This window comes from Halobacteriovorax sp. YZS-3-1, assembly GCF_047084945.1.
Classification (GTDB): domain Bacteria; phylum Bdellovibrionota; class Bacteriovoracia; order Bacteriovoracales; family Bacteriovoracaceae; genus Halobacteriovorax_A; species Halobacteriovorax_A vibrionivorans.
The window spans coordinates 20,611-43,430 of sequence record NZ_JBKIYI010000001.1 but is presented as its reverse complement, the minus strand read 5'-3'; the positions used below and the strand labels follow the sequence as shown (position 1 = coordinate 43,430).

The 22,820-nt window shown below is 35.6% G+C and carries 21 protein-coding genes; 16 read left to right on the top strand and 5 right to left on the bottom strand.

Annotated features, from left to right (window positions below):
• Window positions 1-85 precede the first annotated feature (85 nt).
• From ACMAZI_RS00220 to ACMAZI_RS00190, 7 genes are all read left to right on the top strand, one after another.
• Complete coding sequence (locus ACMAZI_RS00220) at window positions 86-1,717, top strand: RHS repeat domain-containing protein (protein WP_114706182.1); 1,632 nt, start codon at window positions 86-88, stop codon at window positions 1,715-1,717.
• Window positions 1,718-1,730: 13 nt separating this feature from the next.
• A complete protein-coding gene (locus ACMAZI_RS00215; protein WP_114706183.1) occupies window positions 1,731-1,925 on the top strand; it encodes a hypothetical protein in 195 nt (64 codons plus the stop codon).
• Window positions 1,926-2,101: 176 nt separating this feature from the next.
• The gene (locus ACMAZI_RS00210) at window positions 2,102-3,088 is read left to right on the top strand and encodes a hypothetical protein (protein WP_412474008.1); all 987 of its coding nucleotides are present in this window, start codon (window positions 2,102-2,104) and stop codon (window positions 3,086-3,088) included.
• Between the two features lie 152 nt (window positions 3,089-3,240).
• Window positions 3,241-3,426, top strand: coding sequence for a hypothetical protein (locus ACMAZI_RS00205; protein ID WP_114706185.1), 186 nt, complete (start codon window positions 3,241-3,243; stop codon window positions 3,424-3,426).
• An 89-nt stretch (window positions 3,427-3,515) separates the two neighbouring features.
• Complete coding sequence (locus tag ACMAZI_RS00200) at window positions 3,516-4,880, top strand: aldehyde dehydrogenase family protein (RefSeq protein WP_114706186.1); 1,365 nt, start codon at window positions 3,516-3,518, stop codon at window positions 4,878-4,880.
• A gap of 45 nt (window positions 4,881-4,925) precedes the next feature.
• The gene (locus ACMAZI_RS00195) at window positions 4,926-5,996 is read left to right on the top strand and encodes a PQQ-dependent sugar dehydrogenase (RefSeq protein WP_114706187.1); all 1,071 of its coding nucleotides are present in this window, start codon (window positions 4,926-4,928) and stop codon (window positions 5,994-5,996) included.
• A gap of 147 nt (window positions 5,997-6,143) precedes the next feature.
• Window positions 6,144-6,356 (top strand): hypothetical protein, encoded by a 213-nt coding sequence (locus tag ACMAZI_RS00190; RefSeq protein ID WP_412474009.1) that lies wholly within the window; start codon window positions 6,144-6,146, stop codon window positions 6,354-6,356.
• Between the two features lie 2 nt (window positions 6,357-6,358).
• Here ACMAZI_RS00190 and ACMAZI_RS00185 read toward each other — a convergent pair whose 3' ends face one another.
• The 3 genes from ACMAZI_RS00185 to lon form a co-directional block, all read right to left on the bottom strand.
• Window positions 6,359-6,685, bottom strand: coding sequence for a hypothetical protein (locus ACMAZI_RS00185; protein WP_133296892.1), 327 nt, complete (start codon window positions 6,683-6,685; stop codon window positions 6,359-6,361).
• Between the two features lie 30 nt (window positions 6,686-6,715).
• A complete protein-coding gene (locus ACMAZI_RS00180) occupies window positions 6,716-7,111 on the bottom strand; it encodes a response regulator (RefSeq protein ID WP_114706190.1) in 396 nt (131 codons plus the stop codon).
• Window positions 7,112-7,172: 61 nt separating this feature from the next.
• Window positions 7,173-9,596, bottom strand: coding sequence for an endopeptidase La (gene lon / locus ACMAZI_RS00175; RefSeq protein WP_114706191.1), 2,424 nt, complete (start codon window positions 9,594-9,596; stop codon window positions 7,173-7,175).
• A 206-nt stretch (window positions 9,597-9,802) separates the two neighbouring features.
• On the opposite strand from lon, the gene glmU reads away from it, so the two are divergent.
• The 7 genes from glmU (at window position 9,803) to ACMAZI_RS00140 (ending at window position 19,324) form a co-directional block, all read left to right on the top strand.
• Complete coding sequence (gene glmU / locus ACMAZI_RS00170) at window positions 9,803-11,191, top strand: bifunctional UDP-N-acetylglucosamine diphosphorylase/glucosamine-1-phosphate N-acetyltransferase GlmU (protein ID WP_412474010.1); 1,389 nt, start codon at window positions 9,803-9,805, stop codon at window positions 11,189-11,191.
• Window positions 11,192-11,272: 81 nt separating this feature from the next.
• Window positions 11,273-13,102: a glutamine--fructose-6-phosphate transaminase (isomerizing) gene (glmS, locus tag ACMAZI_RS00165; RefSeq protein WP_120404064.1), complete on the top strand. Its 1,830-nt coding sequence runs from the start codon at window positions 11,273-11,275 to the stop codon at window positions 13,100-13,102.
• Window positions 13,103-13,120: 18 nt separating this feature from the next.
• Window positions 13,121-15,358, top strand: a complete 2,238-nt coding sequence (locus tag ACMAZI_RS00160; RefSeq protein ID WP_334677710.1) for an ATP-dependent helicase — start codon at window positions 13,121-13,123, stop codon at window positions 15,356-15,358.
• A gap of 17 nt (window positions 15,359-15,375) precedes the next feature.
• Window positions 15,376-17,625 carry a hypothetical protein gene (locus ACMAZI_RS00155; RefSeq protein ID WP_412474011.1) on the top strand — a complete coding sequence of 750 codons (2,250 nt, stop codon included), beginning with the start codon at window positions 15,376-15,378 and terminating at the stop codon, window positions 17,623-17,625.
• Entirely contained in the window at window positions 17,622-18,530 is a 909-nt protein-coding gene (locus ACMAZI_RS00150; RefSeq protein ID WP_412474012.1) for a hypothetical protein, read from the top strand. The genes ACMAZI_RS00155 and ACMAZI_RS00150 overlap by 4 nt, the downstream gene beginning before the upstream one ends.
• Complete coding sequence (locus ACMAZI_RS00145; protein WP_114706197.1) at window positions 18,511-18,954, top strand: Crp/Fnr family transcriptional regulator; 444 nt, start codon at window positions 18,511-18,513, stop codon at window positions 18,952-18,954. The genes ACMAZI_RS00150 and ACMAZI_RS00145 overlap by 20 nt, the downstream gene beginning before the upstream one ends.
• Window positions 18,947-19,324, top strand: coding sequence for a hypothetical protein (locus ACMAZI_RS00140; RefSeq protein WP_114706198.1), 378 nt, complete (start codon window positions 18,947-18,949; stop codon window positions 19,322-19,324). The genes ACMAZI_RS00145 and ACMAZI_RS00140 overlap by 8 nt, the downstream gene beginning before the upstream one ends.
• Here ACMAZI_RS00140 and ACMAZI_RS00135 read toward each other — a convergent pair.
• Both ACMAZI_RS00135 and ACMAZI_RS00130 read right to left on the bottom strand, forming a co-directional pair.
• A complete protein-coding gene (locus tag ACMAZI_RS00135) occupies window positions 19,319-19,750 on the bottom strand; it encodes a FliG C-terminal domain-containing protein (protein WP_114706199.1) in 432 nt (143 codons plus the stop codon). The two genes, ACMAZI_RS00140 and ACMAZI_RS00135, sit on opposite strands and share 6 nt — an antisense overlap.
• 18 nt (window positions 19,751-19,768) lie before the next feature.
• Window positions 19,769-20,194 carry a hypothetical protein gene (locus ACMAZI_RS00130; protein ID WP_120404068.1) on the bottom strand — a complete coding sequence of 142 codons (426 nt, stop codon included), beginning with the start codon at window positions 20,192-20,194 and terminating at the stop codon, window positions 19,769-19,771.
• Between the two features lie 82 nt (window positions 20,195-20,276).
• On the opposite strand from ACMAZI_RS00130, the gene ACMAZI_RS00125 reads away from it, so the two are divergent.
• Together ACMAZI_RS00125 and ACMAZI_RS00120 are read left to right on the top strand one after the other, a co-directional pair.
• Entirely contained in the window at window positions 20,277-21,458 is a 1,182-nt protein-coding gene (locus ACMAZI_RS00125; protein ID WP_412474013.1) for a thiolase family protein, read from the top strand.
• On the top strand, window positions 21,459-22,784 hold the full coding sequence (locus ACMAZI_RS00120) for a hypothetical protein (protein WP_114706202.1): 1,326 nt from the start codon (window positions 21,459-21,461) through the stop codon (window positions 22,782-22,784).
• Window positions 22,785-22,820 lie beyond the last annotated feature (36 nt).

The following is a 22,820-nucleotide window of genomic DNA, read 5'->3' as shown; positions in this document are numbered from 1 at the left end:
ATATATGTTTAAGTTTTGGTTATTGGATACCGATATATCTAGGGAGAGAATTTAGGATTCTTTAAAACCAAAAAGGAAATACGTCATGAGAATCAGTTTAAAGTTATTAGTACTATGTTTGTTTTCGCTGGCATCGATTGCTGGTGTGAACTTGAAGAACGGAAACTTCTACATCACGTACACGGACATTATTGTGCCTGGTGGTGGGAACGATCTCGTTATTGAAAGAACTTATAATTCAAAATCTCCTGGAAAGGGATGGTTTGGTTATGGTTGGGGTTCTGACTATGAAACACATTTAGTTGTTTCGGCAGATGGGTCAGTAACGATTCATGAAAATGGGTCAGGTGCAAAAACACGCTTCACACCAAGACAGGCCGTTGATCCTAAAGCAGCAGCACAAAAGATTGTGGATGTGATGAGAAAGAAAACATCCCTTTCAACTACAGTTGCAAGTACTCTTGTTAAGAAGCTAACAAATGATGCTGAATTAAGACAAGCGTATGCTAAGAAATTCAATGTTTCTTCAAACCTTGCTGTAGGAACTGAACTTTATTCGAATGTTCGCGGTCTTCAAAAGGTTGTGAAAACTAGAAAGGGTTATATTAGAAAGTATAATGATGGTAAAGAGAACCATTTTAATGAAGATGGTAAGCTTATCGAAGTTAAAGATAAGAATGGTTATGTTGTAAGACTTGATTATTCAAAAGCTGGAACTCTTCAATCAATTAAAGATTCAATGGCAAAGCAGATTTTCTTTAAATGGTACCCGAATGGACTTGTAAAGTCTGTTGAATCAGGTGCAGGAAAGAAAACTGTTTATACTTATGATTCAGCTTATAACTTAAAAGAAGCAAAAGATGTTTCTGGAAACAACTTTAAATATGATTACGATGCTAATCACAACATGACGAAGATTACATATAAAGATGGTACTTTCCAAAAAATTGATTATGAAAAGAAAACACAATTTGTAAAAGAACTTACAAAAAGAAGTGGTGAGGTTGTTAAGTATTCATATGAAAGTAATCCAAAGAATCCAGATTTCCATTACTGGACTTTAGTTGCAAAGAAGTCACCAACTAAGAAAGAAGTTGTAAACCGTTATGAGTATGAAATTAAGAAAAAACCAGACGGGTCTCATTACACTTACCGTATTCTTACTGTAATTAATGGACTTAAGACTGAAACAATTTATACAGAATGTTGTTCTCTTCCAAAGCAAATTAAAAGAGGAAAGCATGTTACAAACTTTGAATATAACAAAGATGGACTACTTGTTAAAAAGAGCTCTTCAAGAGGTGACTTTGTAGAACTTGATTACCACAAGAAGTTTAAGAAGATTACAAAAGTTGTTAATTCAAGAGGTTGGACTGAATTTGATTATGATAAGAAAGGTAACCTAAAGAAAGCTAACAACTCAAAAGGTATGTCAGTTGTTCTTCTTTATGATTCAAAAGGTCGTATCTCTAAGATGATGGACTACAATAAGAAAACAAAGAAGAAAAGAGCACTTGAATTCCAATACAATGCTCAAGGTAAGCCAGTTGAGATTACTATGAATAAAATTGGTAAGATCAATGTTAAATATGATAACTACGGCGAAATTTTAAAAGTAGAGTCTAAAGCAGGACATAAGATGGCCTTACAAGTAACAAGGGCCTTCCAATCACTTTTAGCAATTGTTAAGCCTGCTGGTGTTAACTTAAATATGTAATTGGAGGGAATATATGAAAAAGTTATTAATGGTTTTATTTCTTATGGGTACCCTTTCTGTACAAGCAGAAATGTCAGAAAGTTCAACTCCTTGTGATGCAAATAATAACGAGGCTAAGTGTGAAAGTGGTGATAACTGCTTAACTCTTGACTCTGAGTCTGGAGAAAGTTCTCAAACAGATACATCTGCGAAAGGTGATGGTCAGTAAAAGAAGTTGTTAAAATCTATTATAATTAATGGGCCCTCTTTACTAGAGGGCCTTTTTTTTGCTAAAGACTTGTTTTGTCGACAAGAAATAGCTGACTAAATTATAAACGTATTTCGATATCGTATATATTATATAGTATTTAAAAATAGCCTTTCTAAGCATGTTAAGTATATATAATGAAAAATAAACTTATCATTATACTTATCTCTCTACTAAGTACGCAATTATATGCTCTTGAAAAAATTGAATGCCGTGATAGTGATAGTTTATATGTTGAAGAGAAAGTATTTATTTCAAATATTGGCAAGTTGAACTGTGAGTTCTACCAAGATGTCATTGGCACTTTAAGAGATATAAATGACTTTAATTCTGTGGATGCAGTGGTCAATATTATTTTAAGTGATCGTTCTTTTAGTGCTTCTTTTGATTTGGGCTCAAACCTTGAGATTCCACAACAATTTATTCGCCAAAATAAAGCTGGAGACTATCATTTCGTCAGTAATGAAGCGACAGTAGGGATTGTTGCTCATGAGTATGGGCATGCAATTTTATCAAGTTTTCTCGCCCAAGAACTACCTTCATTTAATAATCTTTTTCAATTACAAAAGAAAATTTCAAAGCTTAAAATACGTGCTTTTGGAATACGCTTATTAATTAAAGACCCTAAGACAAGTGTTAGTGAGCGAATTTCATTGCAAAATGAACTTCTTACAACAGCAAAGAAAATGAAAGAATTAAAAAGTAAGAGGAATAATGAGAATTATGAGCGATTTTTTAACTTAATGTTACCATACCAGGAGCTCTTGGCCGATGTCATTACTGTATATAATTATAATGATAAAGACTTTCTTGTGAAAATCGTCGATCATCCAAAGTATTCAAAATTAGAAAAAGAAGTGGTAGTTGCGAGATCTTTTAATCAAGTGGATGTAGAGCTCTCAAAAGAAAATGAACAAAGCCCACATGCTAAGCTCTATTTAGTTCGACAATATATTGGCTCAAATCTGTGGCCAACTAATTCACATCAAAAGAGGGAATATATTGATAAGATTCTTAGGGCCATTAGAGCTAGCCTTGAAGAAGAGCTTTATGGGCCATTGCCATCACTCAATTATAAGGCGCAATCCAAGAGATTAATCTCAAAACTAAAATCAATGCGTTAGGTGCCATATAGTCAAATTGATGTCTAATTTATGATCAGTGTACAAAATATATCAAAACTTCCTTACGTAAGTACTTAAAATTACATATGTGTTTTTGGCATCACCCTTGCTCTATATAAGACATAGAAACACACAACCATAATGGGGGAATTATGAAAAAGTTAACATTAGTATTTTTATTAGTTTTAAGTGCCACAAACGTATTAGCTCTATCTGAGACTGAAACGAATTGTGATGAAATGTATGCAAGTAGTGATAGCGTTGCAAGCGTTGAGAGTGCAGCTCCAGCAGCTTCAGGCTCGACTTCTTCATCTTCATCTTCTGCAACAGGACAGTAAGAAGCACAACAAAACCAAACTCAAAAATTTACCCACACTCCTTATAAAAAGCCTAGTCACGAACTAGGCTTTTTTAGTATACTTGGCCCATGGACAATAATATAGCAACGATATACACAGCTCAGAAAGGGCGAAAAGAACTTAGTTATAATGATCGCATATCAGTCTTAGAAGCCTTAGAAGAGAGGATAAAGGACTTAGAGCCGAGAATCGTAGATGCATTAAAAGCTGATCTGAGAAAGCCTCGATTTGAGTCTTTTTTATCTGAGATCGATTTTTGTTTACACGAAATTAAAACTGTAAAGAAGAAGCTAAAAAAGTGGATGAAGCCACGTAGGGTTTGTTCACCGTTACCTTTTATGCCTGCTAAAAGTCGTATTCATTTTGAGCCCTATGGGCAGGTTCTAGTTATCGCTCCGTGGAATTATCCATTTCAATTGGCCATCGTTCCTCTGATTGGAGCAATTGCAGCCGGTAATAAAGTTATTCTAAAGCCTTCTGAGGTTGCCCCCAATACTTCTAGCATCTTAAATGAACTCATATCAAGTGCCCTTGATAGCGAGATCGCTGCTGTTGTTGAAGGTGGTGTTGATGAAACGACTGAGTTATTAAATTTAAAATTTGATTATATTTTCTATACAGGAAATGGCCATGTCGGTCGTATTATCATGGCCGCAGCGGCTAAGAATTTAACACCGCTAACACTAGAACTCGGCGGTAAGTCTCCAGCAATTGTTGGAACTAAGAATCTTGATTTAGCGGCTAAAAGAATTGTTTGGGGTAAGTTCTTCAATGCAGGTCAAACTTGTGTTGCTCCTGACTATGTTCTTTTACGCAAAGAGGATCAAGACGAATTTATTAATTCAGCAAAGAAGTACCTAGTCCAATTCTACGGCGACAATGTTAAGAATAGTCCTGACTATGGACGCATCATCAATGAAAGACATTTTGATCGTTTAAATGCTCTTGTTAAAAAAGATGACGTACTTATTGGTGGAGATGTTGATAAGAGCGATTTATATATTTCACCGACATTCATAAAAGCAAATGAATCAAGTGAAATTATGCAGGATGAAATTTTTGGACCAATCCTTCCTCTTGTGAATATCGATAATCTTGATGAAGCAATCGCTTACGTAAAAAGACATGATAAGCCTCTTGCATGTTATGCATTTCTTGATAAAACAAGTGAAAAGAATCGTGTCATCAATGAAATTAGCAGTGGTGGTATGGTAATTAATGATACGATCATTCATCTGTCAAATGACCAACTTCCATTTGGAGGTGTTGGTGAGTCAGGAATGGGAGCTTATCATGGGAAGCACTCTTTTGAACTCTTCTCTCATCGCAAGTCTGTTATGAATAGGGCCTTTTTCTTAGAAAATGACTTACGCTATCCACCATATAGTAAGAAAGAATCATTTATTAGAAAGTTGATGAACTTAATCAGTTAAATTTATTTTACTTATTTATTGGAAATCGCATGCTAGAATTTTCTTATGAAAAATCTAGCATTCCTTATTTTTATCACTTTATTAAATCCGTTCTACTCCTTTGCTAAATCCAATGTTAAAGCAAAAGAAGTTTTTAAAACCAATGAAATCATTTGGGGTCTCACATTCATTAATGAAAATGAAATTCTTTTCACCGAAAGAGAAGGTAAGATTAAATATCACAACTTTCTTACTAAAGAGACGAAGTCTTTAACAGCACCTAAAGTAGTTGCTTCAGGGCAAGGTGGGATGCTTGATATCGTCATTAAGAATATCGGTGAAAAAACTTATGCTTATTACACCTATTCTGGAAAGGTCGGTAAAACGGTTGCGACGATTCTTGCTAGAGCGCAGTACAAGGATAAGAGTTTATCTCGCCCAGAAGTACTACTTGAAACTAAGGTATATAGTGATACTTCAAGACATTTTGGTTCACGTTTACAGTTCAAAGATAACTATTTATTTATGACTGTTGGTGATCGAGGTGAAAGGGATTATGCTCAAAAACTTAATTATCACAATGGTAAGATCCTTAGGTTAAATCTCGACGGAAGTCCTGCTAAAGGAAATCCTTTTGAAAAAACAAAGGGCGCATTAAAAGAGATTTGGAGCTATGGGCATCGCAATCCTCAAGGGATCTTTATGGATGCTAATAAGAGAATTTTTAGCTGTGAATTTGGTCCTCGTGGTGGAGATGAGTTAAACCTAATCAAGCCTGGGCTCAATTATGGATGGCCAATCATTACCTACGGTAAAGAATACTGGGGACCTAGTATAGGAGAGGAAAAAAAGGCCGGTATGGAGCAACCAATAGTCTATTGGACACCAAGTATTTCTCCTTCTGGTATGACCATATATAACGGTAAGAAATATAAAGATTGGAAAGGAAATGTCTTACTTGCGGCCCTCGGTAGCGAACACCTCAGAAGGCTTGTTTTAGAGGGTGATAAAGTGGTTAGGCAAGAAGTCTATCTAGAGGACTTAGACGAGAGAATGAGGCAAATAAGGGTCTCTCCAGCGGGAGAAATCTACCTCACCACAGATTCTGGGAAGATATTGAAAGTACTTAAAAACTAGAGACTTATGAGTTGTTTAAAAGATGAACACCTATGAAAATATGTCTATCTTTTTTACGCTTTTACGTCTGTAAGTATCTAATATTACTATCTCTTAAGTTGGCACATGTTATGCATTAATATTAGTGACTAGCAAAGGAGAAGTATTATGAAAAAGCTATTTTTAGTATCAATTTTATCACTATTAACAAGTTATGTTCTGTCTGCACCACGTGAGACACCAACAGAAACTTTTGATGATTCAATTTGTTTAACTAGAGGGTTAGATTTAAAGCAAAAAATGAAAGAAATAGATGAGTTAATTGCGAAATCTGCTGGTAGTGTTATTGAGAGTGATAACTCTTCAGCAACTAGTCAGTAAGCTTAATTATCTCGTAATACTTTTAAAAGGGCCTCGCGTTCTTCAACAGTGTATTCACCATGTTGATACTCATCAAGAGCGTCGAGGTCCTCAGCTCTCTTTATTTGTTCCTTTGTCACACCTGAAGATTCTCTTTTTACATAATCAACTTTCTTAGCAGTGTTATTAAATAACTTAACTGTCATTTCTTTGCCTTCTGATAGGCTTGTATTTAAATAAAAAGAAATCGTAGAATAAACCTTTTCTGTATAAGGGCGCAGCGGCTTATTGATTGATTCAAAGACTGTTTTCTTCTGACTTACAGGAAAGGCCAATATTAAAAAACTCACTGTAAAATAAATTGCAAAACGAATCATCTTCTAGCTCGCTTGTTCTTGGATCATATCGTGCATCATTTTTTCAACAGACTTCAGTAAATCTTCCTTTTTAAAAGGTTTTACTAAGAAGTCTTGTGCACCAGTTGATATTGAGTCGATACATACAGTTTCAATATCAAGAGAGGACATCATAATTACCTTAGCATCCATAAAGTTATTAACGATTGACTCTGCCAATTCAAGTCCACTTACTTGCGGCATAACGACATCAATTATGAAGAGGTTTGGATTTAATTCAAAAGACAATTTAAGGGCCTCTTGAGCATTTCCTACAGTGGCAACGACCTCATAACCTTCTTGCTCAAGAATATCTTTTGTTGATGTTCTTGCCATCTCTGAGTCATCCACAATCATTATTTTTAGATCTGTTTTTTCCATACATCTCTCATTTTAAGTGATACTTACTTAAAAAAAAAGAGGGCCAGTTAGGCCCTCTTTTCTATGCAGCCTCTGAGGCCATTGTTTTTTCTTGATGTTTTTTCTCTGTTTTTTGATGAACCTCTTTTTTGTACTCATGCCATCCGACAAGAGCTATATCGAGTACTTCATCAATAGTTTTAACAGGTACAAAGTTGATTTTCTCTCTTAGGTTCTCTGGAATATCTACTAAGTCCTTTTTATTACCCCATGGAATAACTACTGTAGAAATCCCCATTCTAAGAGCAGCTAGGGCCTTTTCTTTTAGGCCACCAATTGGAAGAACTTTTCCTGTAAGAGTAATCTCACCAGTCATTGCTACATCACGACTTACTGGAACACCTGTGCAATTAGATACAAGTGCTGTTGCTAGTGTGATACCGGCACTTGGTCCATCTTTTGGAGTTGCACCAGCTGGTAAGTGAACATGAAATTCATGGTTTTCAAAAATATCCTCATCAATTCCCATATAAAGTGCACGAGAACGGATGTAGTTAATTGCCGTTTTTGCTGACTCTTTCATTACGTCACCAAGTTGACCTGTAAGAGTAAGACCTTGTCCTTTCATCTTAGTTGTCTCAATGTAGAGAACTTCACCACCATGAGATGTCCAAGCTAGTCCTGTTGATACACCAACTTCATCATCTTCTTTATGATCTTCTTTTACAAAGATAGGTGGACCTAGGTATTTAACAACAGTATCTTTTACGATATGTGTTTTTGCCATTTCGCCTTTTGCAATTCTCATTGCAACTTTTCGACAAAGAGTTCCGATTCTTCTTTCAAGATTACGTAGACCTGCTTCTGAAGTATAGTGCTCAATTACACTTTCTACACCTTCATCAGTAAAGACAACGTGCTCATCGTTAATACCGTTCTCATCCATTTGCTTAGGGATGATGTACCTCTTAGAAATTTCAACTTTTTCTTCTCTTGTATAACCTGAAAGGTTAATAACTTCCATACGATCTCTAAGTGGACCAGGAATATTTTCAAGCATATTTGAAGTAGCAATAAACATACAATTTGAAAGATCAAATGGTACATTTAAGTAATGATCTCTAAACTCAACATTTTGTTCAGGATCAAGTACTTCAAGAAGTGCTGCTGAAGGATCACCTTTGTAGTCACCTGATAATTTATCAATTTCATCAAGTAGAACGACAGGGTTATTAGTTTTTGCTTGCTTCATCGCTTGAATAAAACGACCTGGCATTGCTCCAACGTAAGTTCTTCTATGACCTCTGATTTCAGCTTCATCTTTTACACCACCAAGAGAAATTCTAACAAACTCTCTTCCTGTTGCACGAGCAATTGACTTCCCAAGTGATGTTTTACCAACACCAGGAGGACCTTGGAAACATAGGATTGGCCCTTTCATATCATCACCTTTAAGTTGTCTAACTGCTAGGTGCTCAAGAATTCTTTCTTTAATCTTAGTAAGCTCAAAGTGGTCTTCGTCTAGAATATCCAGAGCTGCATTAAGATCAATGTGCTCTTGCGACTTTTTATTCCATGGAAGATCACACATCCACTCAATATAATTTCTCATGATGCTAGCTTCTGATGAATCTGGGTGCATCTTTTCGAGTCTAGTGAATTGCTTCATTGTTTCTTTTAAGACATCTTCTGGCATACCCGCTTCATCAATTCTTCTTTTAAACTCTGCGAATTCATCTTGTTCTTGTGATTGCCCATCACCAAGTTCTGACTTTATTGCCTTGATCTGTTCTTTAAGGAAAACATCTCTTTGGTTTGTTGATTCAGATGAAGTATTGTTCTTCATTTTTTGTTGCATCATTAGAATCTCTAATTCACGATTTAGAATATCGTTGATTGCATGTAGGCGATCAACTGGATCTAGTGTTTCGAGAATTGTTTGAGCTTCTGAAACATGGAGGTTTAGATTTGATGCAATAAGGTCTGCAAGTCTAGAAGGATCTGTAATATCTTCTAGTACCATTAGAATATCTGGAGAAAGAACTTTTCCAAGTTGGATAACTTTCTCAAGCTGCTCTTTAATTGTTCTCATAAGAGCAGTTGTTGCAATATTTGCATTATCAGCGATAACATCTTCAACTTTCTCAACTTTTGTAACATAGAAAGGAGACTGTTGTTCAAAAGAAGTAATTCTCGCTTTAGATAGACCTTGTACTAAAATTTTAATACGTCCATCAGGCAGCTTTCTCATTCTCATGATCATGGCAACTGTTCCTAGCTCATAAATTTCTTCAGGGGCTGGATGTTCTGCAACGATGTCTTTTTGGCTTGATAATAATATTAATCTATCTGAATGATTAATAGCATGGTCAATAGCTTTGATTGATGCTTCTCTACCAACAAATAGAGGTAAAATCATAAATGGATAAATAACTAAGTCTCGGATTGGTAAGAGGGCCAATTCTTCCTTAAACTCAATGTTCTCACCCTCGTAATTTGTAACCATAAATCTTTCCTCCAACAGGTCGGCGCAATATAGGCAATATGTTCTTAAATAACATCGGGCAATAAAAAAAACTCTTTAATAAAAAGAGCGAAAATGCGTGATTTTTTTGAGTTTTTTAACTGATTTTTTTGCTATGATTTAGTTAATGTGTTGTAATTCCATAAAGAGTAAGTGGACCGTTATAGTCGGTTATTAGGAGATTAAATATGTCAGATAATTCATCAAAAAAAGTTGCAATTGTTGTTCTTGCTGCAGGTAAGGGAACGAGACTTAAGATGGACATCCCAAAACCACTAGCGCCACTTCACGAAAACACATTAGTGGATTATGTAATCGATACATTTAAAGACTTTGGTGACATCACATTAGTAACGGGCCATCAACGTGAACTTGTTGAAGAACATGTTAATAAGAAATTTGAAAATATCAACTATGTATATCAGAAGGAACAATTAGGTACTGGCCATGCTGTACAGACTTACTTGAAGGACTTTGAAAACTCTCGAGGTTATGATTATACAATTGTAACTTGTGCAGATACTCCTTTAATCACAAAAGAAACAGTTAGTTCATTAATTGAAGAAATTGAAAAAGGCTCAAATGCAGTATGTGCAACATTTACGGCAGATAACCCAACTGGCTATGGCCGAATCATTCGCAAGGGAACAGGTTTTCAAATTGTCGAAGAAAAAGATGCAAATGATGATCAAAGACAAATTGATGAAGTTAACTCTGGTCTTTATATCTTTAAAACACTTTATTTAATGGATCATATTTTTAATTTATCTGATGATAATAAATCAGGTGAATTCTATTTAACTGATACATTTTCTCCGGAAGCAAATGTTACACCATTATTATTTGAAGAGCCCCGTGAGTTTCTAGGAGTAAATAACCTCATTCAACTTTCTCAAGCGGATATTTATTTGAGACGCTCAATTGCTCGCTACTTAATGCTAGAAGCAGGAGTGCGCTTTACAGATCCTTCACATACATATTGTTATTCAAAAAATATTGGTCAAGGAACACATTTATTTCAAAATGCTTTTATCGATGACAAAACAGTAATCGGTAAGAATGTTATTATCGAACAAGGCGTGACAATAAAGAATTCAATTATTGAAGACGGTGCCATTATTAAGGCCAATTCATATATTACTGACTCAAAGGTCTCAAAAGGTGCTTCAATTGGACCAATGGCACAACTTAGGCCTGGAAGTAATATTGGTGAAGGGGCAAAGCTTGGAAACTTTGTTGAAGTAAAGAAGTCAAATATTGGTAAGAGGTCTGCTGTGTCTCATCTAAGTTATGTCGGAGATGCTGAAATTGGTGATGGTGTAAATATTGGCTGTGGATTCATTACTTGTAATTATGATGGGGCCAATAAGAATAAGACAATTATCGGTGATGGTTCATTCATCGGCTCTGATACACAAATGATTGCTCCTATTGAAATTGGGAAAGAGTGCTATGTTGCGTCAGGCTCAACGATCAATAAAAGTATGCCTGATGGATCTTTTGCTATTGCTAGAGGGCGTCAAGAGACGAAAGAAGGCATGGCAAAGCGTTTCATTAAGAAAAAAACAGATAAATAAGTCATCCAAAAATTTTAATTTCGCCTGCAAAATGGTATCTTTTCCTAATTAGTATTGTTTTAAACATATAAGGAAGTGACTATGTGCGGAATTGTTGGGCATTTAGGGCCATCAAATTCAGTTGACGTTGTTCTAGAAGGACTTAGAAGACTAGAATATCGCGGGTATGACTCGGCTGGAGTTAGTTTTATTAACCAAAATAATGAACTACTCGTTTATAAGAAAGAAGGAAAAATTCAAAATCTTGAAGCAGAGCTTGAAGGTAAGGATATCCATGCCAGATCTTGCATTGGTCATACACGTTGGGCCACTCATGGTGGAGTAACCGATTACAATGCTCACCCTCACGTTTCAACGAAAGATGGTATTGCTATGGTTCACAATGGAATCATTGAAAATGCATCTGAAATTCGTGAAGAACTTAAAGGTCAAGGAATCTATTTTGAATCTGAAACTGACTCTGAAACATTTTTAGGACTTCTTATTTATCATAAACGCCAGGGAACTCCGATTCGCGAGGCGATTGTAAAATCATTTGAAAGAATTGAAGGCTTCTCTGCATTTGTTGTTTTAAACCGCGAAACAGATGAGATCTTTGCAATTAAAAAAGGTGCACCTCTGGTATGTGGGAGTAATGAAGTAAACTCGGAAGTTTTTGTGTCAAGTGACCCTTATGCTCTTGCTGGTATGGCAACACGTATCTATTTTCCAGAAGACGGTGTTCTTTGTCATTTAAGTGTTAAAAATAATCAACTACTAAACTTCTATGAGCTTAGTGGTGAGAAATGTCATCGCTATATGTCGAAAGAGCAAACGATTGATCATGATCCAGCTTCTAAAGGTGACTTTGAGCACTATATGCTTAAGGAAATCTATGAGCAGCCTGAACTAATCCGCTCACTAACTCAATATTATTTTCAAGGTGAAGGGAAAGAAAGCTTAGAAGAAGCGACAAAGCTTCCTATGAAAGCAGTTAATATCTCTGCCTGTGGTACGGCCTTTTATGCAGGCTTAGTGATTAAAGACTATATTGAATCAAAAAACCGCGTTCGCTGCTTTGCTGATATTGCTAGTGAGTTTCGTTACCGAAATCCAATACTAGATAAAGAAGAGTTAGCAATGTTTATCTCTCAATCAGGGGAGACGGCAGATACTCTTGCTGCCCAATCAATGTGTAAGGAGAAGGGCCTTAAGTCACTTTCTATTGTTAATACAGAAGGTTCAACTCTATATCGTGATTGTGATGTAAATCTTATGATTCGTGCAGGTGTTGAAATTGGTGTTGCTTCAACAAAAGCATTCACTCAACAAGTCCTTACAGGAAAAACTCTTTCTGAAGTTCTAGCGCATGGTGGAATTGATGATGAACTAAGAAATACTTTAGCTTCTCGATACAGCTTATTAGCTGAGAGAGTTGAGCAATTACTTGATAATACAAAACCAATTAAAGATGTTGCGGATGCAATCTATAAGCACAAGGGATTTTTCTATACTGGTCGTGGAGCATATTTTCCAATCGCTATGGAAGGGGCACTTAAGCTTAAAGAGATTGCTTATGTTCACGCTGAAGGCTATGCCTCTGGTGAGTTAAAACATGGGCCAATAGCTCTTATTGATGAAGAGAAAGTAAATGTTGCTCTCGTGGGTGAAGAATTATTTGAAAAAACGGTTTCAAATATTCAAGAGATTAAAGCACGTAAGGGGCTTATCGTTTCAATTGGTCCTAAGAATCGTTACGAGCTTAAAGAAGTATCAGATCATTATATTGAATTAGATTTTGAAGGACTAGGAGACCTAGCTCCTTTATATGTAAATGTTGTAAACCAACTGTTAGCTTATTACATTGCTAAAAATTTAGGTACAGATATTGATAAGCCAAGAAACCTGGCGAAGTCAGTTACAGTTGAGTAAGACGAAATAGGAATTTGAATGAAGTTAGATCACCTCAATATTCAACAACGACAAGCTGTTAAAGAGATTGATGGCCCAATGATGATCCTTGCTGGTGCAGGGTCTGGAAAGACGAGAACTCTAGTAACGAAGATAGCGTATCTTTTAGAAGAGAAGAATATTTCTCCCTTTCAATTATTGGCCTTAACTTTCTCAAATAAAGCAGCAAAGGAAATGCGTGACCGTGTCGGCCGCGATGTTAGTTGTGATGTTGGGGCACTTCAAGTAACAACATTTCACTCTTTTTGTGCAAGACTTCTAAGAGCAGAGGCCAATTACTTAGGACTAAGTCGTAATTTTACAATTTACGATACGGCCGAACAAAAGAGCGTGGTTAAAGCAATTCTAAATCGCCGTGGTATCTCTCAAAAAGAAACATCTCCATTTGAAGTAATGTACTTCATTGAGGACTTGAAAAATCACGGTCATTATCCAGATAGAGATATTTCAGATAAAGATTATGAAGTTGAAGATGATGACATCTTCTATGACATGTATCTTGATTATGAGAAAGAGCTTCATAAGGCCAATGCGACTGACTTTGGTGGTTTAATTGGTGGAGTTATTCAGCTCTTTGAAAAATTTCCTGAAGTTCTTGAGCGCTATCAGGATCGTTTTCGTTATATCTTAGTGGATGAGTATCAGGATACAAACCGCGCGCAATTTGATCTTGTGACAAAGCTTGCAAAGAAAAGGCGAAATATTTGTGTCGTTGGAGATGAGGATCAATCGATCTACTCTTGGCGTGGAGCAGATATTAGAAATATTTTAGACTTTGAAGAAGTCTATAGCGATGCTCAAATTCTAAAGCTTGAACAAAACTATCGTTCTTCAAAGAATATTATTGAAGCAGCTGGAGCAGTTATTTCCCGAAATACCCAGCGTAAGGGAAAGAGTATGTGGACAGATAATCCGGAAGGAGACTCTATCGACATAATTGAATGTTCTAGTGATCGTGAAGAAGCAGACTTTGTTTCAGAAGAAATCATTAATCTTCATAATGAGCATGGAGCTAGTTATGATGAAATGTCTGTTTTTTATCGTACTAATTCTCAGTCTCGCCAGATTGAAGATGCTTTAAGAAAATCTAATATTCCATACCGAGTTGTTGGTGGAATCAAATTCTATGAAAGAAAAGAGATTAAGGATCTTATTGCTTATATTAGGCTACTTGTTAATGATAAGGACTCGCTTGCTTTAAGTCGTATTATAAACGTACCAACACGTGGTATTGGTGCAACAACCTTAAGGAAAATAGAAGAAGAAGCAATCAAGACAGATAGCTCTCTTTGGGAAGTTGTTAATAGAATTGTTGATAACCCTGAAGATTTTAAACATATTCGTCTATCATCTCGTGTTAAGTCCTCAATGTCACAATTTGTTCACCTAATTACTGAAGCTAAGATAGCTCATGATCAAGGTGAACCACTTGAAACAGTATATGAAAAACTTCTCTACGAGTCGGGATATTGGGAGATGCTAAGAGCATCAAAGGATTATGAGTCTCAGGCGAGAATGGAGAACCTTGAAGAACTAGGTAGTGCTTTTACTCAATTTGAAGACCAGAACCCAGAAAGTCGCTTTGGTACTTTTCTTGAAACGATTACTCTAGATAACTCTGTTGTTGGAAAAGAAGAGGAGAATCAGGGGGAAGTTTCTTTAATGACTATTCACGGGGCCAAAGGTCTTGAGTTTGAATACGTATTTGTTACAGGAGTCGAAGAGACTGTATTTCCTAGTTATCAATCAATGGAAAATGGAGAGGCTGCAATTGAAGAAGAGCGTAGACTTTTCTATGTTGCCATGACTCGTGCCATGAAACATTTGTATATTACATTTGCTCAAGGGCGAATGCTTTTTGGTCAGCTAAGGTTTAATGGTTTTAGTCGCTTTATCCAAGAGATCCCAAACAAATACTATACTTGGAGAAAAATTGGTGGTGGAACCCAGGCCAATGAAAAAGATGATTGGGATGATCTATGTGATCCTGTTTATGATGATGAGCCGGTTTATCGAGTGGATTCATCGGCATCAAAAAAAATGCAAGAAAAGAAGGCCACTTATCCAAAAGGATCAAAAATTGTTCACTCCCTCTATGGTGAAGGTACTGTTTTAGATTGTATTGGGCCAAGTGGGGATGAAAAAGTAACAATTAAGTTTAATGATGGTGCACAGAAGAAGTTTATGGCAAAGTTCGCACCGTTGACTTTAATCTAAATACCATTGGAGGGTATGTGAAAACTAAGTCACCATTAAAAATAATTTTTTTATTTTTAGGAGCCGCTGTATTATTTGCAGCGATTATTCTCTTTGTGGCAAAGAGGAATTTGAAACCAGATGCTATTAGGCAAGTCTTTACTGAACAATTACAAAAGGCCCTTCCTAATGCACAAGTTTTTACGCAATCTCTTGATTACTCGCTAGGAGTAACTTCTAAGGTAAATATTAGAAAAGTAGAAATACTTTACCCTCATGCTGGAAGAAAGCTTCCTTTGAGTTCATTTGATAATCTACAAGTTGAAGTTCCTTTTTGGACGATGCTTTTAGGTTATGGAACGATTTCCATTAACATCAACAAACCAGAAGTCAGCTATATTGAATTTAAAAAGGGCTCCAATTGGGAAAACTCCTTAGAGAAGAAAGAAGTTGTTAAATTTGGAACAGAAGATAAAGCAAGCAACAAAGCTTCATCAAAAGAAGAAAGTAAGGATAGTAATGACTCGTTTGGAGCATTAGGCTTCTTTGCAAATGCAAGTATCAACTTAAATATCAATGATATTAAGGCAAACTATGCTCTTAGAGATGGTGATCACGGTGAAGTTCTTATTAATCGTTTTGCCCTTAGAGATGTCGGTCTAAATACGACAACAACGTTCGAGCTCAAGTCTCGTTTTGACCTTTTAAAAGATAAGCAAAATGCAATGTCTTTTAATCTGGCAATCTTAGGGGAGTCGAAGCTTGATAAGTGGCTTACAGAAAAGAAATTAGACTTTAATGCCGAAGCCTCGATTACAAATATAAAGTCGAATCTATTTATTAAGCCTTTAAATAAAATACTTTTAACGATTAATGGTGGCCTAAAAGATAAGCAGTTATCATCGGAATTAGCTGTTGCACTTGAAGAGCAGCAATTTATGAAATCTAAACTTGATTATGACTTAAAAAATGGAAGACTATTTTTACATAATCTAAATCTCGATACAGATTTAAAAAACTTTATCTCTTACTTTATCGATTTAACGACTCTCGACATTTTAATTAATGATGGAAGACTTAAGGTTGAAGGAAAATTAAGTAGTCAAAATAATAAGCTCAATCCAAATATTACAACTTCAATAAATGGAAATGTCGTTGCATATAATATCCCTTTGAAATTAGATGTAAAAAATAATCTTAATAATAAGCAGATTCGTTCTGCAATTGAGGTCAAAGCTTTAGAGGGAAGTGCAAAAATAGGCCAGTCAACACCATATGTACTTGGAGTTGATCGTTTTGATTATTTAAAAACATCTATTGTAAACGTTCATTTAAAAGATGTTGTTATTCCTACACAGATACAAAGCACACCGAGAGAGGAAGAAAAGAAAAGCTCCGAGACAGATAAAGATGAGAGTGGTGAGACAAGTAGTAAAAAGTCACTATCCAATACTGAAGGAGAAATTTTTACTCAATTTCCACTAAAGTCCAAAGTTCGATTCTCAAATGTAATCTTAGGAGAGTCACCTATAAATGGGCAAATTTCTCTTAGTGTTAATAGGAAACAATTAAAGATCAGATCTAATAAGTTAAAACTTGGAATTGCTCCCTTGATGCTGAGTTATGATTCTCAAATAAAAGAGAATTCAAAAACTTCACAAGTCAAAAGCTCATTTAAGAACGTTGATATTTCAAGTGCAGCACTCTTTATCCCTGAAAATATAATTGATTCAATAGAAGGAAGTGCAAGCGGTGCTATTGATGGAAAGACTAAGGACCAAGAATACGACTTTAATGTTAATTTAAGAGTTAAAGAGGCAAAACTTAATAAAATAAATCTGACAAAGGTCTTAACCAGTTTATTTTCAAAAGTTGAAAAAATAGCAAAGAATGATTTCCAAATTGATGGGAAAATAAATGAGATATCATTTAAAGGACGTTTTGACGATCGTCTTCATCAAATTCAAGAATATCGAGTGATTGTAGATGATGGCCTTTACGTTCTAAGAGGTAAAGGAAAGATAGACTTTAAAACGACTGGTGAACTACTTGGAGAAGTTGTTATTAATAAACCAGATTTAAAGCATGATCTTGAAAGAGATTATGGTACATCTAGTATTCCTTTTCGTTTAGAGGGAGTTGGTTACCAATTAAGAAATGATTACGAATATACAGTAAAGAAGCTTGCTGAATATGCAGGTAAGAATTTATTAAAGAAAGAATCAGATAAGATTCTTAAAAAGAACAAAAAGAAAGTAAAAGAATTATTTAAAGGTTTATTTCAATGAGTAAAGATCTAATTGGATCAATTGATATTGGTTCAAATTCAACTCTTCTATTAGTTTTAAATACAAAGACGAAAGAAGTCGTTGAAGAAGTTTCAACTATTACGGCACTTGGTAGAGGACTGGATAAAAATGGTGTGTTCCAAGATAAATCTATGGAAGATACATTCCGTGCCTTAAGTGAATATAAAGATAAATGTAAGTCTCTTGGTTGCGAAAAAATAATCGTTACTGCAACAGAGGCCTCTCGAGTTGCCAAAAATGCGCAAGAATTTTTCTCAAGAGTAAAAAGAGAATTAGGTTTAGAGATTCAAATTATTTCTGGTGAAGGTGAGGCTTATTACACTGCATTTGGAATAAATGAAATGATGAAATCAAAATCGAAGGTACAACTTATCTTAGATGTGGGTGGAGCTTCAAGTGAGTTAATACTTATTAATCCAAAACCTTTTGAAATATTAAAAACAGTCTCACTTCCAATTGGATCAGTACGAGTTGATGATTGGATCAAAGACGGGGAACTTAAAAAGAACCTTGATGCTATTTTCGAAAAATATAATGTTGAAGATTATAGTGGTTACGATGTTATTGGAGTAGCGGGAACATTAACTAGCTTAGCTCTTATGTTTTCTGGGGCCAATGAATTTTCAAACGATGCAATTAATAATTTTTCACTAGCACTTGCTGACTTTAATGAGAGTGTGGATCGTATACAACTGGTTGATGCAAAGGCACTAGGAAAGCAGTTTTCTTTCTTAGGTAAAAGGTCTAAGACAATTCAATCTGGAGCGATTTGTTCTCAAACAATCTTAAATAAGATCAATCCAAAAGAAATAAAATTTTCAACTTACGGCCTACGTTATGGAACGGCCATTTCTGGAGCAATAGATGAAACTTACCTCGTATGAATTATCAACTTTAGAGGCCGAGTCTTTGATTTTTAAAGAAGGGCAAAAAGCGGATTATATTGTTCTTGTGAAGTCTGGTACAGTTGTCACTGTAAAAGATCATAATGGACGTCTTGTTCCAACTGGAATTCATAAAAATGGTGACTTTCTTGGAGTTTCAGGTGGAATAAATCGCGGTGTATATGATGAGTCAGCCTTTACTGTTGGTCAGGTGGAACTTATGCCTATTCCGATTAGTGAGGTTGCAAAAATTATCGATAATAATGAGTTATGGCTTAAGAAAATTATTAATACGACTATTGATCGTTTAGATAGCGCTGTAAATATTCTTGCTGAACATAAGATTTTTGATACTGCTAAAAGTAGTGATTTTTCGTTTGATGATGAAGCAGAGGCCAAGTTTAGGAAGTTAATGAATGCATAAGTTTATAATTGGAATTTTATTCGTCTTTCTTTTAGGCTGTCAGCAAGAAGAGACTAATTGGCAAGGTGGTGTTGATCAAAATAGTAATGGTATCCGTGACGATATCGATACTTGGATAAAAGAGAAAGCAGGGGATTCGAATCGTCTTAAAAAAGCACTTGAAACCCTGGCCAAAGTAAACCCTGCTGATTGTGAGTATTCTGTTAAGGCAAAATGTTTAGAGCAACTTAGTGAAGATGGAATTTTTCTTCAAATCGAGTTGTTGGAGCTACAATTAAATACGAGTGAATTAAGAGAGAAATTCGAGGACAACCTTAAAAATTGTCCCCGTATTGATGATCGAAAAATTAATTATAAGTGTGATTTATAGGCTAAGTCTTCCACGGTTATTAAGAGCAACAATTGTATCAGTAACTCTTTTTCTGGCCCTTTGAATATCTCTTGTTTCGTTTCCACCAAGATTTTTTACAAGGTAAGAGTATGCCTCTTCAGCACTTTCTCTTGGAAGAAGTGTAAGAATTTTCTTCTGAAATGTTTTTTCACACTCTTTAAGTGCAACACCTAGAATTGGGGCCTTAATAAACTTTAGAACTTGTGCTAAATCAATATCATCCAATGAGTAAATAGTATTGAATGTGATACTTTCAGCATATAGCTCTTTGGCCAGCGTAGGATTTCTCATCTGGATATTTTTAAGTAACGTTGCCCTTTCTTCTGCTCCCATAAATTTGAGCATTTCAATAATTTGAGCTTTACCGTTAATGAATACTCCACCATTTTCTTTGCTAGCTTCCATTTAGTTTCCTTTGGGAGATTAAGCCTCTTCCCATTTCATTTTTTCTTTCATGTATTTTTCGCGAGCTTGTTCAAGTGTATCGCGGTGAGACTCTGTCATTTGCGAAATCTGATTGTCATGGGTTTCTTTTAATTCTGCAACCCTTGCTTCATGGGACTTTTTCATATTATTAAGCTCAAGCTCCATGCGCTCTTTTTCTTCTTTAACAAGTTCAGATTGCTTGTCTCTAATTTGTTTTAATTTAAGTTCCGTCTTATTTTCAAGACTACTGATCTCAGTTTCATAGTGTTTATTAAGTCTTTTAATGTCTGAAAGATGCTTTTTCTCAGTCTTTTCATATTCACGATTATTCTCGATCTTCGCCTTCTTTAATTGATGGGCGTGTCTCTTGTATTCTCGTTGCTTGAATCTTTCGAGCTGCTGACGGTTAATTTCTGTAGACATAATATACTCTTCTTTGACTAGGACCTAAAAGCGTCCTAATATATTTTATAAAGGATTTAACCGTAAGTGAATGGAGGCAAATATGTCCTTAAATAAAGGCCGTCGTGTATTTTTAATAGAGGGAAAACGAACACCATTTGGTAAATTTGGTGGCTCATTAAAAGATATTAAGCCTGTGGACTTAGCAGTGTCTGCCACAAATTCACTACTTAGCGAAGTTGGCCTTAAGGCCGAGCTGATTGATCAGGTAATTCTCGGTAATGTCGTCCCTTCGTCAACTGATACTATGTATGGTGGAAGACATTTGGCCCTAAAGGCAGGATGTGATGAAAAGACTCCTGGAATTACTATTAACCGACTATGTGGCTCGGGTATTCAGGCAATTTTAGATGCGACTAGGTTAATTAAATTAGATGAAGCTAATTGTGTACTGGCCGGTGGAACTGAGAATATGTCGATGGTTCCTCATCTAACATATGGTGCACGTTTTGGTACGAAATACGGATCACTTAAGAATGTGGATATGTTACTCGATGCTCTAACTGACCAACATGCTGGTTGTCCAATGGGGATAACGGCAGAAAACCTTGGTGGTAAATATGAAGTATCTAGAGCTGATTGTGATGAATTCTCACTACTTTCTCACCAAAGAGCAGCTGATGCCTATAACGATGGACACTTACAAAAAGAAATATGTGAAGTAGAAATCAGAAAGGGAAGTGTTTCAAAAGATGAACACCTAAGAGCTGATGCGTCTTTGGCCGATATGAATAAACTGCGTTCAACTTTTGTAAAAGATGGCCTAGTTACTGCTGGTTCTGCATCCGGAATTGTCGATGGTGCTGCTGTGGCCTTAGTTGCTAGTGAAGACTTTGTAAAAGAGCATGGTTTAAAACCTATTGCAGAAATTATTGATGGTGCAGTCGTTGGAGTTGATCCGACAATTATGGGAATTGGCCCAGCTCCAGCAATTAATCAAATCTTAGAAAATAATAAAATGGAACAATCACAGATTGATCTATTTGAAATTAATGAAGCTTTTGCTGCACAAACATTAGCTTGTTTAAAAGAACTTTCATTAGATGTGAGTAAAGTAAATATCTGGGGGGGAGCAATTGCTCTAGGACATCCTCTTGCTGCTTCTGGAACTAGAATTACAACAACACTCGCACACCAATTAAAAACTGAAAATAAAGAGTACGGTATTGCAAGTGCATGTATTGGTGGTGGCCAAGGAATTGGTATCCTTATCAAAAGAGTATAGATGAATAAGGTAAGTGAAGAATTAAAATTCTTTCATAATGATTATGTAGCTTTTCGTGACTGGCTTTGTCTCGATATTCAAAATGTAACGTGGCAAGGTAAGTACCGTGAGGATTTTGAAAGATTTTGGCAGGCTTTCTTTGATGAGGACTTAACATTATTTCAAATCTCTAAGCGCTTCACTTATTTAATCGAAAATATAAATGTAGGACCTCTAGAATCATGGTTTATTTGGCTTAGAGATAAGTTTAATTGCTATGTTTTTATTTCACGTGGAATTACAATTGAAGAGCTTGCACAAAACCTTCACCAAAATGAAAGAGATATTGCAATTCTTTTAAGAAGCTTCTTTGTTGAAGTTTTTCCTGAACATGAAGAGTATATAAACCGTAACTTTACAATTAACGATATCCTTTCAAGCAATAAATCTACAACAGTTCAGAAGTTAGTCGATGATCTCGGTGTGGATCTCACTTTTTCAGGAAGTCATAACCATGAGATTCTAACATCGATGGAGGTAACTCTTTATCAAGAGTGGGTATACTTTGTTAGAAAGATGGAAAAAGACTTCAAAGTTAGAAACTTTAATCTTTCACGTATTAAGTTAAGAGATAACTTAAGTTCAAAAATTCAAACCATGGCACAGATATTTGCCTTTGTCGGTATTGCTATTTTTCTTGTTTGGGCCATTGAGTATGCGAATAAAACTTATGAAAGTTATCTAGCGGATAAAATTAGTGTATATGAACCACAGTTTCGTTGGGAAAATGAAGGTTTAAAATTCACAGAAGAAACAATCGCTGATCAAGAACAGATTGCACAATTTGAATTAGATATTAAAGATATTGAAAATGTTGATGATTCAGAAAACTTTCTTGGTGAAACATTAGAAGACGAAGAACGTGATGAAGTTGAATCAGAAGTTGTTCTAACATCAATTGATACACTTCCAAGAGATATCTCGTCTGCTGATCGCGAGCAGTCGTCTTTTGAAGAAGATATTAAAGGTGGTGGTTATCGTGATTCTCGCTACGGTAATACAAAAGTATATCGAGTGATGATGAACTCTGCTGATACTGATGAAACTCGTCGAAGATTATCAAGACTTTTAGATCTATATAAAGTTACACAAGTCGATAACGTAAAGCCTGGCCTCGCTGTTCCTGGTGGTTTTTATTACAACCTCTATGTTCCCAGATCTCACTTAAAAGATTTCATGGCACAAGTTAAAGGTGATGATGCTGTTGTTATTTATGAATCTCGTACAAGAACACGTCGTAATCCACCTGGTAAAAATAAGGTATTTATTTGGCTTAAGACAATCTAGCTGTCTATATTTCGATAACTTTCCCATTGGCCTTGA